Origin of the sequence: Saccharopolyspora endophytica (assembly GCF_018070075.1) — a bacterium.
In the GTDB taxonomy this organism is placed as follows: domain Bacteria; phylum Actinomycetota; class Actinomycetes; order Mycobacteriales; family Pseudonocardiaceae; genus Saccharopolyspora; species Saccharopolyspora endophytica.
The window spans coordinates 335,388-350,327 of the sequence record NZ_JAGPXE010000007.1 but is presented as its reverse complement, the minus strand read 5'-3'; the positions used below and the strand labels follow the sequence as shown (position 1 = coordinate 350,327).

Here is a 14,940-nt window from a genome sequence, read left to right as displayed (position 1 = left end):
CGAGGACTCCGAAGACCCGGTCAACCGCCGCACCCGGCCCGCGGCGGACCGCAACGCGGGCATGTTCCGCTCGCTGCGCGAGCGCAACTACCGCTACTACGCGTCCGGGCAGGTCGTCTCGCTGACCGGGACCTGGATGCAGCGGGCCGCGCAGGACTGGCTCGTGCTCGAACTCTCCGGAGGCAGCCCGGCCGCGCTCGGCTTGGCGGTCGCGCTGCAGTTCCTCCCCACCCTCGCGCTCACGCTGTGGGCGGGGGTGTTCGCCGACCGGTTCGACAAGCGCAAGATCCTGATCGTCACGCAAAGCGCCCTGGGGCTCTGCGGCTTCGCGCTGGGGACGCTCGACGTGACCGGGATCGTCGCCCTCTGGCACGTCTACGTCCTGTGCTTCGTGCTCGGCTGCTTCTCGGCGGTGGACGCGCCGGTGCGGCAGTCCTTCGTGGTGGAGATGGTCGGACCCGCGCAGCTGACCAACGCCGTCGCGCTGAACTCGATGACCTTCAACCTGGCACGCATCGTCGGGCCCGCGATCGCCGGACTGGCCATCACCGCCGTCGGCACCGGCTGGGTGTTCCTGGCCAACGGGCTCAGCTCGGTGGCCGTGGTGGCGGGCCTGCTGCTGATGGACACCGCCCTGCTGCACCGGGCCAGAGCCGTGGGCAAGGAGCGCGGCCAGCTCCGGGCCGGCCTGCGCTACGTGCGCGGCCGCCCGGACCTGGTCGTGGTCATGGTGCTGATGTTCTGCGTCGGCACCTTCGGGATGAACTTCGAGAACACCTTCGCGGTGATGGCCCGCAACGTCTTCGGCCGCGACGCCGACGGCTACGGCATCCTCATCACGATGCTCGCGGTGGGAACGCTGACCGGGGCGACGCTGGCCGCCCGCCGCAGCGGCAAGCCCGGTTCCCGGCTGCGGCTGATGCTCATCGGCGCGGGCGTGTTCGGCGCGCTGGAGGCGGTGGCCGGGCTGATGCCGACCTACTGGCTGTTCGCCGGGTGCCTGGTCCCGGTCGGTGTCGCGGTCATGACCTTCACGACCAGCGCGAACTCGACCGTGCAGCTGGCCGTCGAGCCGACCATGCGAGGTCGGGTGATGGGCCTCTACATGCTGCTGTTCATGGGCGGCAAGCCGCTCGGGGGTCTGGCGTCGGGCTGGCTGGCGGAGGTCTTCGGCCCGCGCTGGCCGCTCGTGCTCGGTGGCCTGCTCTCGCTCGCGGCCGCCGTGGGCGGTGCCGTGGCGCTGTCGCAGCAGCGCAAGAAGGGGTTGATCCAACCACAAGGTTAGGCTAACCTAATACCCGTCCGCTTCGTGGTGGGAGCGGTAGTCAGTTCGGGAACAGATCGAGCCCCGGCCTCCTTCGGGAGACCGGGGCTCGATCATTACCGGCGGCAAGAACTTGTCGGAGCACCCACCGCCGAGCTTTCTTTGTTCCAGTGGTCGTTTTGCTTATCGGTGCGGGTGGCGGAACCTGAGGCGCCGCTTGGACTCCGGGCACCACTCGCCACTACACGGCGTCGCGGCGTCCTCGCCAGACGACGTCTCAGAACCCGCGGCGGTGCCGGCTGCGAGGGTGGTCGCAACGCCTCGCGGCTGCGCCGCTCGTGCGCTTTCAGGTGTCCGGTCAGGACGTGGGCAGGCGCAGGCCGTTGAGGCCCTTGCAGGCGTCGTCGAAGCGCTGGGCGACCTCGTCCCAGTTGACGACGTTCCACAGCTGCTTGACGTAGTCGGCCTTCACGTTGCGGTACTGCAGGTAGTAGGCGTGCTCCCAGATGTCGAACACCAGCAGGGGAGTGGTGGCGATCGACAGGTTGGAGTGGTGGTCGCGCAGCTGCTGGGTGATCAGCCGCTGGCCGACCGGGTCCCACGCCAGCACGCCCCAGCCGTTGCCCTGGATCGTGGTCGACACGGCTTCCATCTGGGCGCGGAACTTGTCGAACGAGCCGAAGTCCTGGTCGATGGCCGCTGCCAGCTCGCCCGTCGGCTTGTCGCCGCCGTCCGGGGACAGGATCTTCCACCACACCAGGTGCATCGAGTGTCCGGCGAGGTTGAACGCCAGCGTCGTCTCCAGGCCGACGATCGAGGAGAAGTCGTTCTTCTCGCGGGCCTCGGCGATCTTGGCGATCGTGTCGTTCGCGCCCTTGACGTAGGTGGCGTGGTGCTTGCTGTGGTGCAGCTCGTTGATCTCCCCGGAGATCGCCGGCTCCAACGCCGCGTAGTCGTAGTCCAACTCCGGCAGCACGTACTCGGGCACCCGAAGTCTCCCTCCGTAGTCGACACCCTCTGGTTGTTGCCACTCTATTGCAACTGAAGAGAGGTGGCCACAGGCGTCCTGCGGAGGGTCAGCGGACCGGCCAGGTGTGGACGGGATCGCCCTGGTCGGCGAGCTCGATGTAGCGGCGGAGCATGGTCGTCAGCGCGGTGTGCCGATCGGCGCCCTCGGCCTCCAGGTGCGCGACCACGTCCCGCTGCCAGCTGGCGCCGTTCTGCCTGGCCAGCGAGCGCTGCTCGATGACCCCGAGGTAGCGGGTGCGGGCCTCGTCGGAGACGCCGCACGCCCGCAGGCCCTCGTGCGCCATCGGGAGCAGCCGGCGCAGGACGAGTTCGTCCGGCGTGACCCAGCCCGAACCCGGCCAGTAGAGGTGCGCGTCGAAACCGTGCCGGGCGCCCGCGTAGAAGTTCTCCTCCGCAGCGGCGAACGACATCTGCGTCCAGAGCGGACGGTCCTGTTCGGTCAACGCGCGCTGGGCGCCGTAGAAGAACATCGCGTTCGCGACGATGTCGACCACCGATGGGCCCGCGGGCAGGACGCGGTTCTCGATCCTGAGATGGGGGACGCCCTCCACCAGGTCGTAGACCGGGCGGTTCCAGCGCCAGATGGTGCCGTTGTGCAGGCGCAGCTCGTTGAGCTTCGGGGCGCGGCCGTTGTCCAGCGCGGCCACCGGGTCCTCCTCCTCGGGCTCCGGCAGGAGCGCGGGGAAGTAGCGGACGTTCTCCTCGAACAGGTCGAAGATCGAGGTGATCCACCGCTCGCCGAACCACACCCTGGGCCGCACGCCCTGGTTGCGCAGCTCCGTCGGGCGGGTGTCGGTGGCCTGCAGGAACAGCGGGATGCGCGTCTCGTGCCAGAGCGCCTTGCCCAGCAGGAACGGCGAGTTCGCGCCGATCGCGACCTGCACCCCGGCCAGGCACTGCGCCGCGTTCCAGTGCGCGGCGAAGTCCTCCGGCGCGACCTGCAGGTGCAGCTGCACCGAGGTGCACGCCGATTCCGGTGCGATCGAATCCGCGTAGGAGCGGAGTCGTTCCGAGCCGCCGTCGGCCAGCGGAACGCCCTCCATGTCCAGCAGCATCTCCTCGCCGCGTGCCAGGATGATCTGATCGTTGAGCACCGAGTAGCGAGGATTGCTCGTCAGCGTGGACGGGTCGAAGTGCAGGCTCTGCAACGTCGGTAAAGCGCCGATCATGGCGATCTTCGCTCCCGCGTCGTGCGCCCCGCCGTCGGCGCGCACCAATGCCGCCCGCACGCCTTCCTCCAAGCGCAGCGCGCTGTCTCCCGCGAGCACTCGCGGTTCGACGTTGAGCTCGATGTTCTGCTGCCCCAACTCGGTGGTGAAAATCGCTTCGCTGATTTTTTCCAGCACCACCGCGTTGTTCATCGACGGCTGCATGTGCTCGTCCACCAAGCACAATTCCATCTCCAGCCCCATCTGTTGATGAGGGAAGGAGAATTCGCCATCGGCCAGCATCCGCGCCAGTGCGTCCAGGCCTCGTTGCATCTTGTTCCGATAGCGTTGCCGATCAATCGGTTTGAACGATCGATCGTCCACGTGCCGTCCCATGCCGTCTCCCCTTTATCGGCAGCACGTCAGCGCCCAGCGCTGGGGAAACCACCGTGACACATCCCCACCTGGTGAGCCAGCGGCCAATACGGTGTCAGCAGTCACCTCGGTCCGCGCGCTCGGGCCGCAGCGGCATTCAGCCTTTTCGACTCCGCTGAAACGCGTCGAAATCGGCCGCCGGGAGCAGAGCCGCGCGGTGTTCGGTGTTGCTCGCACCGGCAATCGGGGCAATGGCGGTGCGAAGCGGACGTCAACCAGTCCAACCCGATCAACGGCGGTGCGGCATCACTCAGAGTCGCCCCCTCGTCTGTTGGGGCGAGAACTTTCCCACCGCATTCGTTCGAGAAGTCGCTAACACCGCTGAGCGCACTCACCGCGGAGGTCTGAACAAATCCTCCACGCGAAATCGAAAATGGGGCACCACGGTTCCGATTCGTCCCATCCGCCGCTGAAGTGGCCCGAGGGGTGAAAGAGATCGCCCCATTGCGCCTTGATTCCCGAACCCGCCCGGGAGGAAGCAAGGGAACCTTCCTGTCACCACCGCAGACCCGCGACGTGAGCACGGGAACCTTCCTGCCACTCCCGTTGGTCGGGGAGGTGAGGATGGGAACCTTCCTGCCACTCGCGGTGGCCTGCGGGGTGAGCGTGGGAACCTTCCTGTCACCGTCGCGCGTGGCGCGGATGGGAGAATGGCCGGCGTGGCGCAGATGGTCGAGATCAGCGATGTGGACGATCCGCGGGTCGACGACTTCCGCGATCTGTCTCGCGCGGACCGCCGGCCGGACCGGCCTGGCGGGCGCGGACTGGTGATCGCCGAGGGCGTGGTGGTGGTCGAGCGCTTGCTCGCCTCGCCGTACCCGGTCCGGGCGCTGTTCGGGGTGCGCCGTCGGGTCGAAGACCTGGCCGAGGCCACCGCCGACCTGGACGTTCCCGCCTACGTGGCCGATGCGGACGTGATGGCGCGGGTCGTGGGCTTCCACCTCAATCGCGGGGTGCTGGCCGTGGCCGATCGGGCGCCCGCCGTCGATCCGGCCGAGCTCGTCGCGCGGTCTCGGCGGCTGGCCGTGCTGGAGGGCATCGGCGACCACGAGAACCTCGGCGCTCTGTTCCGCAACGCCGCCGCGCTCGGCGTGGACGGGGTGCTGCTGGGCGCCGGATGCTCGGACCCGCTGTACCGGCGCAGCGTGCGGGTGTCGATGGGACACGTGCTGCGCGTGCCCTTCGCACACCTCGAAACCTGGCCCGAAGACCTGAAACTGCTGCGCGACGAGGGTTTTCGGATCGCCGCGCTCACGCCGCGAGGCGATTCGAAGGCGCTGCGCGATGCCGGTCTCCACCAGGGCAGGGTCGCGGTTCTGCTGGGCTCGGAAGGCCCCGGGCTGACCGACGAGGCCATCGAGGCCGCCGACGTCGCGGTGCGGATCCCGATGGCGGAAGGGGTCGATTCGCTCAACGTCGCCACTGCAGGGGCCATCACCTTCCACGCGCTGAGCGGGACCTGATGGACACCGGCTGGGAGCTGCACGCGCGGTCCGGGCGGGCCGTGCTGGTGCGCGGCGGCGGGACCGAGCACGACCCGGCGCGGCTGCGCCTGCCCGAAGCGCTGGTCGCGGCGCTGCACGAGTGGGCGGGCGTCGCGGAGCTGGTGCAGACCGGTGAGTCCGCGCAGACCGGCGAGATCGTGTCCCGCCGCGGCCGGCAGCTGGCGGTGCGCCTCGCCGCGGAGACGGGCGGTCGTGTCGGTTACGTCGACCCGTTCAGCGGTGAGCTCGCCCAGATCGGGCGGCCGCGTTCGGCGCAGGCGATCAGTCGTCGCGGGAGGCCGATCGCGCCGGTGCCCCCTACGCCGTGGGCGACCGGGCTGACGATCAGCGCGATCGTCGCGGTGATCGTGGCGGTCACGCTCGCGGTGGTCTCGCAAGGTCTGGCCGACGTCAGCGGCGTGCTCGCGGTGTTCGTCAACGTCGCCATCGCCGCCGGGTTCGCGCCCTCGATCTGGCTGGGACGCAATGTCCCGATCTGGCGCTGGGTCGCCTTCGGCACCGCGGCGGGCCTCATCGTCTCCTGGATCACCGGGATCCTCAGCCTGCTCGGCCCGGGTTAGACGCGAAAAAACGGCCAGGCCGCGCAGGGCCTGGCCGTTCTCGGTGGAACCGCTCAGCGGTGCGAGCGCACTCCCAGCAGGACGTCTTCCCACGAGGGGACGATCGGGTGGTTCTTGCGGGCGCGCTTCGGGTCGGTCTTGGAGTCCTCCGCGGACTCGGTCTCCGGCTTCGCCGGGTTCTCGGTCGGCTCCGGGGTCTCCAGGTCCAGCGTCGGTTCGGCCGGCTCGACGGGTTCCGGTTCCGGCGGTTCGACGCGCTGGAGCGTGGGCTCGACGCGGGCCGCCGGCGGTTCGGGCAGCACCGGCTCCGGCTCGGGGTCGGCCTGGTCGGGAGCCACCTGCTGGTCGAGCTGCAGCGCCTCGCGGGCCAGCTCGGTCACCGGGCGAACCGTTCGCAGCGGACGGTTCGGCGACGGATCGAGCAGGTCCACGGCGTGCTCGTCGAGCGAGGCGACGGTGCCGCCGTGCGCTCCCGGGTGGAACACCCAGTGCGCGCTGTTCTCCGAGCGGCCGGCCTGCCAGGCCAGCTGCACGACCCACTTGTTGTCCTCGCCGCGCCAGGCGTCCCAGTTGGCCTCGGCGTAGTCGTGGCCGCGCATCCCGAAGGTGTGCGCGATGACCTCGCCGAGCGTCTGCACGTCGGGGCCGTCCTCGCGGACCGGGTGGGCGCGCTGCGCCATCTCCGCGATCTGGGCGCGTTCGAGCAGCACCGGGTAGGCGTAGCGCTCGATGCGGTGCTCGGGCAGGCCCGAGGTGGCCGCTATCTGGGCGACGGACGCTCCGGAGCGGATGCGGGCCTGGATCTCGCGCGGCCGCATCTGCTGTTCCATCTCGATCTGCACCTGGCCCAGCCGGGTGAGGTCGCCGCGGGCAGCCGCGCGCAACCGCTCGTCGGCGGGCACGGTGAATCGCTCACCGTTCTCCGGGTCCTCGCAGATGACGGATTCACCGTCCTCGTCGAGCCCGACCACTCGCAGCGCTCGCATAACGCCAGCCTCCCGCCGACCTACATGTCACCAAGCTGTGACAGTAACCCGGCGCGCCGCCTTGACGCGGGAGGCACGCCGGGTACTCGTGTCGTTTGTTGGTCGCCCTGTCAGCGTCGATCTTGCCTCATGCGGGCGGGTCGCGCGAATGAGTTGAACTACTCAACTCCTGCGAACATCACTCGTCGTGATCAACTTCGTCGCGGATCGCGACGGCGAAACGGCAACGGCCGCCGAGGAAACCCGCAGTTCACGGGGTTGCCTCGACGGCCGCATAGCGCGATCAGGACAGCTGCGAAATCACCCAGTCGATGGACTTGGTCAGCTGGGTGATGTCGTCCGGCTCGATCGCCGGGAACATGCCGATCCGCAGCTGGTTGCGGCCCAGCTTGCGGTACGGCTCGGTGTCGACGATGCCGTTGGCGCGCAGCGCCTTGGCGATCGCGGCGGCGTCGACCGAGTCGTCGAAGTCGATGGTGCCGACGACCTGCGACCGCTTGGCGGGATCGGTGACGAACGGCTTGGCGAACTCCGAGGACTCCGCCCAGCTGTAGAGGCGCTGCGAGGACTCCTTGGTACGCGAGTCGCACCAGGACAGGCCGCCCTGGCCGTTCATCCACTCGATCTGGTCGGCGAGCATGAACAGCGTCGCCACCGCGGGGGTGTTGTAGGTCTGGTCCTTGCGCGAGTTGTCCAGCGCGGTCGGCAGCGACAGGAACTCCGGCACCCAGCGGTCCGAGGCGCCGATCTCGTTGATCCGCTCGATCGCGGCCGGGCTCATCGCGGCCAGCCACAGCCCGCCGTCGGCGGCGAAGGACTTCTGCGGCGCGAAGTAGTAGACGTCCACGTCGGCGGCGTTGAACGCGAGCCCACCGGCGCCCGAGGTCGCGTCCACCGCGATCAGCGCGTTCTCCGAACCCGCCGGGCGGGACGGCGGCAGCATGACGCCGGTGGAGGTCTCGTTGTGCGCCCAGCCGATCAGGTCGACGCTCGGGTCCGACACCGGCTCCGGGGCGTCACCCGGGTCCGAGGAGACCACGATCGGGTCGCCGAGGAAGGGGGCCGTCTTGGCGGCCTTGGCGAACTTCGAGGAGAACTCGCCGTAGGTCAGGTGCAGCGAGCGCTCGCGGATCAGGCCGAAGGTCGCGGCGTCCCAGAACGCGGTGGTGCCGCCGACGCCGAGCACGACCTCGTACCCCTCGGGCAGCGAGTACAGCTCCCGCAGTCCCTCGCGGACCCTTCCGACCAGGGACTTCACCGGCTTCTGCCGGTGAGAGGTGCCCATCACCGCGGCACCCTCGTTCGCCAGCCGGGTCAGCTGCTCCGGGCGGACCTTGGAGGGTCCGCAGCCGAAGCGGCCGTCGGAGGGCTGGAGTTCGTCGGGCAGCTTCAAGGTGGTCGGGTCGGTGGTCTCGGCCTGCGTCATTCCGGCGCCTCCGGGCGTTGTTGTGGTGACTGTGCGGGGTGACCGGGAGAAGCCCGTCCCCGCGCGCCAGTGGCCAGGTCCGCCGGCGCCATTGCCGGCTCGGCTCAGTGTTGCAGCAGGGTTACCGCTCGGTGTCCAGCGGTCGCTGCCGCACCGCAACTTACTGCTGTTCGCCGCCGCGGCCAACCACACTGTGTCCCACGAGGCCCGTTCGGGTCGGGACGATCAGGCGAATCCGGGCGCTCCGCAGCACTTCTTGTACTTGCGTCCCGAACCGCACCAGCAGGTGTCGTTCCGCCCCGGCGGCCAGGGCACGTACCGCCCGGCGTGGGCCTCCTCGAACACGAAGTCCTCCGGGGTCTCGGGGTCGCCGGGGTCGACTCCGTACGCCGCGGCGAACTCCTCCACGGCGGCGACGGACGTGGGAACCAGGCAGGCGCCGGAGACGATCTCCCCGAGCTCGCGCTGCACCGCGCGCCGGTAGTCCTCGTGGCTGGTGTCGGAGTTCCACCACTCCGGGTGCTCCCGCACCGAGCGCTCGAACTCCTCGGCGCTCCACAGCGGCACCGGGTAGAGGGTGAGCGTGAGGTTCCCCTCCTCGTCCACCAGGCCGGCGAGGTCGCCCTCGGTGCCGGACAGCTGCTGGATCTCGTCGCGGACCTCCTCGCTGTGATCGACGCACCGCTGGAGGAACTCGTCCATCGCGTCGGCGGGCAGGCCCGAGTCCTTGCGGGTGTGCCAGCGCTCCAGGAGGAGGTCGAAGCCCTGGTCGGTCGGCTCCAGGGGCTCGTCCAGCGACGGGACGATGTGGGTCGCGCCCGCGTTGAGCCAGCGCAGCCCCTCGGGGATGTTGCCGGTGGTGGCGTAGCCGACGTGGACGTCCATGTAGGTCATCGCGACCTTGCTCGGCTTCCGGCGCAGCTCGTCGAGCAGCGGTGCCGCGTCGTCGGCGCGTCCGTGGGTGAGCAGGTACGAGATGTAGGCGCCGCGTCCGCTGAGCGGACCGGCGTCCTCGTCGAGGTCGAACGCCCTGGTCAGCGCCGAGTGCTCGCGCTCGTGCTCCTCCGCCGCGTGCCAGTGCTCCGCGGCCTGGACCAGTTCGGCGCACGGGTTGTCGCTGACCGCGGCGTCCTCTTCGAGGGCCGCGGCGTACTGGGCGTGCAGGTTCGCCGAATCGGTCACGCCGTCAAGGTATCCCCTGGTGGGTCGGCCACGCGGCCGACCCACCAGCGGGCTCACACCGGGGCGATGATCTGGGTGACGGTGTCCCAGCCGGCCACGTCCTGCGGCGAGCGCGGGGCCGGACCGATGTACTGCGCCGACGGCCGGACCAGGCGTCCGGTCCGCTTCTGCTCCAGGACGTGCGCCGACCAGCCGGCGAGGCGGGCGGCGGTGAACATCGAGGGCATCATCGCCGGCGGGACGGCGGCGAAGTCCAGGACCACGGCGGCCCAGAACTCCACGTTGGTCTCGATCTGGCGGTCAGGTCGCCTGTCGCGCAGCTCGGCCAGCGCCGCCTGCTCCAGCTCGCGGGCCACCTCGAAGCGCGGGGCCTTGAGCTGGTCGCAGGTGTTGCGCAGGACGCGGGCGCGCGGGTCCTCGGCTCGGTAGACGCGGTGGCCGAAACCCATCAGGCGGTCACCGCGGTCGAGGATGTCGGCCACCACGCGACGGGCGTCCCCGGTGCGCTCGACCTCCTCGATCATCGGCAGCACGCGCGCCGGGGCGCCGCCGTGCAGCGGTCCGGACATCGCGCCCACCGCGCCCGACAGGCAGGCGCCCACGTCAGCGCCGGTGGAGGCGATGACCCGGGAGGTGAAGGTCGAGGCGTTCAGACCGTGCTCGGCGGCCGACACCCAGTAGGCGTCCAGCGCCTGGACGTGAGCGGGGTCCGGTTCGCCGCGCCACCGCGTGAGGAACTGTTCGGTGGTGGTCGTGGCCTCGGCGATGCGCGCGTGCGGGACCGGCGCCTGGTCGCCGCGGGCGGACTGGGCGATGTAGGACAGGCCGAGGGAGCAGGCGCGAGCGAGCTGCTCGCGCACCTGCTCGGCCTCGATGTCGAGCACCGGCTGGAAGCCGAACTCGGGCGCGGTCATGGCCAGCGCGGCCTGCGCGTCCGCCCGAACGTCACCGGTGCGCACCGGCAGCGGGAGGTCCTCGGCGAGCGGCAGTCCGCCGCCGAACCGGCCGTCCACCAGCAGCGTCCAGACATCGCCGAAGGAGACAGTGCCCACCAGGTCCTCGATGTCCACGCCTCGGTAGCGCAGCGCGCCACCGTCGCGGTCGGGTTCGGCGATTTCGGTCTGGAAGGCGACAACGCCTTCCAACCCGGGACGGAATTCGCTCATAGCTGCCTCGTCTCCTGGTAGTAGGGGTGCGCGCGTGCGCATGGCTGGGCGACGTGGCGGGGTTTGAGCCAACAGTGCACCCCGGGCGGAAGAAAGAGCAATGGCGCCGGGACGGGAAAAAATTCCAGGTTGAGTTGACCCGCGGTGAATGGAACGTTTTGCACTCGGGTGAAAAATTCCGGAAATATTGCTGTTTCGCAAGTTGGCGGTCTGGATGTGGGCGTGAGGGGTGTCGATCGGCCCGCCCGCGCGCGGGAACCTTCCTGTCACCGCCACGCCTTGCTCCCGAGGATCGCGATCCGTTCGCACCCGTCAAGCGCTGGGTGGCCGACGGCGACGATCCCCTCCCATCATCCGGACGTCGAGGGCTTGACGTTCTCGCTGCGGTGACGTGGGATGAGCGAAAGGTTCCCTTGCTCTTCTCGCAGCGCAACGGCTGTTCGGGTGATGTGGAGCCGTTGTGGGAACGATCACTGCATCGGTTGCGGAATCGATCGTGACCTATCGTCGATTCGGCTCCCGTTCCGATCCCGTTTACCGTCATAACGAATGGCCGATGCGTCTCGCGCGCGTCGGCCTCGTCCAACCCGTACCGTCCGGCGCCGAGCCGGAATGTCGAAGTCGAGTCGTGCCGTTCGCCGGACGAGTCAGGGAGGAAGAGGATGACGGAGGCCAACGTCGCGTTGCCGTCCATGCGTGTTTCCTACGAAGCCGGGGCGTTGAACGAGGATTCGCTCGCCGGCACTTGGCACGAGCAGCTGCGGCTGTGGTTCGACGAGGCGGTGTCGGCCGAACTGGTCGAACCGAACGCGATGGTGCTGGCCACCGCCGATCCGGAGGGCTTCCCGTCCTCGCGGACCGTGCTGTGCAAGGGCTTCGACGAGCGCGGCGTGGTGTTCTTCACCAACTACACGTCCAACAAGAGCCACGACCTCAAGACGACGCGCGTTGCCGCGGCGACGTTCCCGTGGCTGGGCCTGCAGCGCCAGGTCAACGTGCGCGGCGAGGTCGAGAAGGTCAGCTCCTCGGAGACCGCCGAGTACTGGGCGGAGCGCCCGCGCGGTTCGCAGCTGGGCGCGTGGGCGTCGCCGCAGTCGCGGGTGGTCAACGGCCGCGAAGCGCTGGAGAACTCCCTCAACGGCATCGAGCGCCGCTTCGGCGAGGCCGAGAAGGTCCCGGTACCCCCGCACTGGGGCGGCTGGCGGATCCGCCCGGACTTCGTCGAGTTCTGGCAGGGACGCCCCGACCGGCTCCACGACCGGCTCCGCTTCCGCCGGACCGATGACACCTGGACGGTCGAACGCCTCGCTCCGTGAGTGAGCCGCCGGGGGGTGGCGTAGAGCTCCGTCACACGGGCGGATAACCAGTGGTCCTTTAGCTTCGCGAAGGACTACGCTGCGTCTTTCGTGCGGCAGAGCAGCGGAACCATTCCCCGGCGTAGCTTCAAGTCCTTGTTCAGCAAGGTCTTCATCGACACCAGACCGCTGCACTACCCGGCCTACCGCAGGCTGTGGATCTCCAACATCGTCACCGCCGTCGGCGCCCAGTTCTCCGCCGTGGCCGTGCCCAAGCAGCTCTACGACATCACCGGCTCCTCCTTCTACGTCGGGCTGGCGGGCATCTTCGGGCTGGTCCCGCTGGTGGTGTTCGGCCTGTGGGGCGGCGCGATCGCCGACGCCGTGGACCGCCGCAAGCTGATGATCATCACCAACGGCGGGCTCGCGGGAACCTCCGTGCTGCTGTGGCTGGTCGCGTTCGCCGGAATCCCGTCGGTGTGGCTGGTGCTCGTGCTCTTCGCGCTCCAGCAGACGTTCTTCGCGGTCAACTCGCCGACGCGCGCCGCCGCCGTCGCCCGGCTCATCCCCGCCCACCTGCTGCCGTCCGCGCAAGCCCTGGGCTCCACCGTCTTCCAGCTCGGCTCCATCGTCGGACCGCTGCTGGCGGGAGTTCTGCTGCCGCTGCTCGGGTTGTCCGTGCTGTACCTGGTGGACGCCATCGCGCTGTGCCTGGCGCTGTGGGCGGTGTTCCGGCTGCCCGCGCTGCCGCCGCAGGACGGTGCGCCGAAGAAGGCCGGTCTGCGCTCGGTGCTCGACGGCTTCCGCTACCTCGGCCTGCACGCCGTGCTGCTGGCGTCGTTCCTGCTGGACATCATCGCGATGGTCTTCGGCATGCCGCGCGCGCTGTTCCCGGAGATGGCCGAGCGCACCTTCGGCGACCCGCCCGGCGGCGGTGCCGCGCTCGGCTGGCTGTACGCGGCGATCCCGTTGGGCGCCTTCTGCTTCGGGCTGTTCTCCGGCTGGCTGCACCGCATCGCCCGGCACGGCGTCGGCGTGACGATCGCCGTGGTGGCCTGGGGCGTGGCGATCATCGGGTTCGGCTTCGCCGACTCGCTGTGGCTGGCGGTGCTGTTCCTGGCGCTCGGCGGCGGTGCCGACCTGGTCAGCATGGTCTACCGGAGCTCGATCCTGCAGGCGGCGGCCACCGACGAGATGCGCGGCCGCATCCAAGGTGTGTTCACCGTCGTGGTCGCGGGCGGGCCGAGGCTGGCCGACACGCTGCACGGCCTCGCCGGTGCCGCGATGGGCACCCGACCAGCGGTGATGATCGGGGGAGTGCTGGTCGTGCTCGCCGCCGCGCTGTCGGCCGTGGCCCTGCCCGCGTTCTGGAAGTACAAGGCGCCCACCGGTGACGACGCGTGATCTGACCACGGCGGAGCGTGCTCGTTGGGCACTCCGCCACGCTTGCGCCACTCGACGGAGTGCGTTTCGACCAGGGGCGGGCAGACAGTCGTCGAAGCCACCCTGCACACTTCTCCACTATGGCCAACGAAACGACCGTTAATGCGCCCGGCGGTGCGCACGAGCCTGGCCTCAAGAAGGTGATGGGCCCGAAACTGCTGCTCTTCTTCGTGGTGGGAGACATCCTCGGGACCACGATCTACTCGTTGACCGGGAAGGTCGCCGGCAAGGTCGGCGGGGCCCTGTGGGTTCCGTTCCTGGTCGCTTTCGTGGTCGCCTTCCTGACCGCGTTCAGCTACCTGGAGCTGGTCGGCAAGTACCCCCGGGCCGGTGGCGCCCCGCTCTACGTGCACAAGGCGTTCGGCATCCACTTCGTGACCTTCCTGATCGCCTTCGCGGTGATGTGCTCGGGCATCACCTCGGCTTCCTCCGCCGCGCAGGCGTTCAGCGGTGACTACCTGACGGGCATCTTCGGCGACGGCGTCGAGCCCTACTCGTGGATGGTCGCGCTCGGCTTCCTGCTGCTGCTCGCCGCGATCAACTTCCGCGGGGTCGGCGAGTCGGTGAAGATGAACGTCGTCCTGACGTGCGTGGAGCTGACCGGTCTGGCGATCGTGATCGTCTTCGGTCTGATCGCGATCTTCGGTGGGAGCCACAGCGCCGACATCGCGCCGGACCCCAGCAGGCTGACGCAGTTCGACACCGACACCTCGCCGCTGCTCGCGGTCACCTCGGCCACCGCGCTGGCGTTCTTCGCCATGGTCGGCTTCGAGGACTCGGTGAACATGGCCGAGGAGACCAAGGAACCGTCGAAGAACTTCCCGCGCGCCCTGCTCCTGGGCATGGTCATCACCGCGACCATCTACCTGGTCATCGCGGTGATCACCTCGACGCTCGTGCCGACCGCCGAGCTCGCCGAGTCCGACGGTCCGCTGCTGCTGGTCGTCAAGGCCGCGGCCCCGTGGTTCCCGCCGATCCTGTTCTCGCTGATCGCGCTGTTCGCGGTCACCAACACGGCGCTGATCAACATGCTGATGGCCAGCCGGTTGGTCTACGGCATGGCCAACGAGGGCGTCGTGCCGAGCGTGTTCGGCAAGGTGCACAAGGGACGTCGCACCCCGTGGGTGTCGATCCTGTTCACCAGCATCATCGCGGTCATCCTGGTGAGCTCGCTGGAGATCTCCGACCTGGGCAGCACCACGTCGCTGCTGCTGCTCGTGGTGTTCGCGGTGGTCAACGTCGCGGTTCTGGTGCTGCGCAAGGACGAGGTGGAGCACGATCACTTCAAGGCCCCCACCTGGGTTCCCGTGCTGGGTGCGCTGACCTGCGCGTTCTTCGCGAGCCCGCTGTCCGGCCGACCGGCTACGGAGTACATCATCGCCGGCATCCTGCTGGGCATCGGCGTGATCTTCTGGCTGATCAACTACCTCGTGAAGGGCAAGACGGACTTCCAGGCGGAGTCCCTGAGCAAGTAGGAATCCCACGTACGACGAGGCGGTCC

The 14,940-nt window shown here is 69.3% G+C and carries 12 protein-coding genes; 6 read left to right on the top strand and 6 right to left on the bottom strand.

Annotation, left to right across the window (positions count from 1 at the left end):
- Positions 1 to 61 precede the first annotated feature (61 nt).
- Complete coding sequence (locus KBO27_RS18770) at positions 62 to 1,285, top strand: MFS transporter (protein ID WP_210971242.1); 1,224 nt, start codon at positions 62 to 64, stop codon at positions 1,283 to 1,285.
- A 337-nt stretch (positions 1,286 to 1,622) separates the two neighbouring features.
- Here KBO27_RS18770 and KBO27_RS18765 read toward each other — a convergent pair whose 3' ends face one another.
- Both KBO27_RS18765 and KBO27_RS18760 read right to left on the bottom strand, forming a co-directional pair.
- Positions 1,623 to 2,252: a superoxide dismutase gene (locus KBO27_RS18765; protein ID WP_210971209.1), complete on the bottom strand. Its 630-nt coding sequence runs from the start codon at positions 2,250 to 2,252 to the stop codon at positions 1,623 to 1,625.
- Positions 2,253 to 2,340: 88 nt separating this feature from the next.
- Positions 2,341 to 3,837, bottom strand: a complete 1,497-nt coding sequence (locus KBO27_RS18760) for a glutamate-cysteine ligase family protein (RefSeq protein ID WP_210971208.1) — start codon at positions 3,835 to 3,837, stop codon at positions 2,341 to 2,343.
- 689 nt (positions 3,838 to 4,526) lie between these two features.
- Here KBO27_RS18760 and KBO27_RS18755 point away from each other — a divergent pair.
- Positions 4,527 to 5,339: a TrmH family RNA methyltransferase gene (locus KBO27_RS18755; RefSeq protein ID WP_246537520.1), complete on the top strand. Its 813-nt coding sequence runs from the start codon at positions 4,527 to 4,529 to the stop codon at positions 5,337 to 5,339.
- Complete coding sequence (locus tag KBO27_RS18750; protein ID WP_210971206.1) at positions 5,339 to 5,941, top strand: DUF2537 domain-containing protein; 603 nt, start codon at positions 5,339 to 5,341, stop codon at positions 5,939 to 5,941. The genes KBO27_RS18755 and KBO27_RS18750 overlap by 1 nt, the downstream gene beginning before the upstream one ends.
- 53 nt (positions 5,942 to 5,994) lie before the next feature.
- Here the strand turns inward: KBO27_RS18750 and sepH are convergent, their stop codons facing one another.
- The 4 genes from sepH to KBO27_RS18730 all read right to left on the bottom strand — a co-directional run bounded on the left by sepH (position 5,995) and on the right by KBO27_RS18730 (position 10,701).
- Positions 5,995 to 6,927 (bottom strand): septation protein SepH, encoded by a 933-nt coding sequence (gene sepH / locus KBO27_RS18745; protein WP_210971205.1) that lies wholly within the window; start codon positions 6,925 to 6,927, stop codon positions 5,995 to 5,997.
- Between the two features lie 283 nt (positions 6,928 to 7,210).
- Positions 7,211 to 8,353 (bottom strand): phosphoserine transaminase, encoded by a 1,143-nt coding sequence (serC, locus tag KBO27_RS18740; RefSeq protein ID WP_210971204.1) that lies wholly within the window; start codon positions 8,351 to 8,353, stop codon positions 7,211 to 7,213.
- A 225-nt stretch (positions 8,354 to 8,578) separates the two neighbouring features.
- Entirely contained in the window at positions 8,579 to 9,535 is a 957-nt protein-coding gene (locus tag KBO27_RS34625; RefSeq protein ID WP_210971203.1) for an SEC-C domain-containing protein, read from the bottom strand.
- Between the two features lie 53 nt (positions 9,536 to 9,588).
- Complete coding sequence (locus tag KBO27_RS18730; protein ID WP_246537519.1) at positions 9,589 to 10,701, bottom strand: citrate synthase 2; 1,113 nt, start codon at positions 10,699 to 10,701, stop codon at positions 9,589 to 9,591.
- 662 nt (positions 10,702 to 11,363) lie between these two features.
- Here KBO27_RS18730 and pdxH point away from each other — a divergent pair.
- The 3 genes from pdxH to KBO27_RS18715 all read left to right on the top strand — a co-directional run bounded on the left by pdxH (position 11,364) and on the right by KBO27_RS18715 (position 14,914).
- On the top strand, positions 11,364 to 12,017 hold the full coding sequence (gene pdxH, locus KBO27_RS18725; RefSeq protein ID WP_132677851.1) for a pyridoxamine 5'-phosphate oxidase: 654 nt from the start codon (positions 11,364 to 11,366) through the stop codon (positions 12,015 to 12,017).
- A gap of 135 nt (positions 12,018 to 12,152) precedes the next feature.
- Positions 12,153 to 13,400: an MFS transporter gene (locus tag KBO27_RS18720; protein ID WP_246537518.1), complete on the top strand. Its 1,248-nt coding sequence runs from the start codon at positions 12,153 to 12,155 to the stop codon at positions 13,398 to 13,400.
- A 119-nt stretch (positions 13,401 to 13,519) separates the two neighbouring features.
- Entirely contained in the window at positions 13,520 to 14,914 is a 1,395-nt protein-coding gene (locus KBO27_RS18715; RefSeq protein WP_210971200.1) for an APC family permease, read from the top strand.
- Positions 14,915 to 14,940 lie beyond the last annotated feature (26 nt).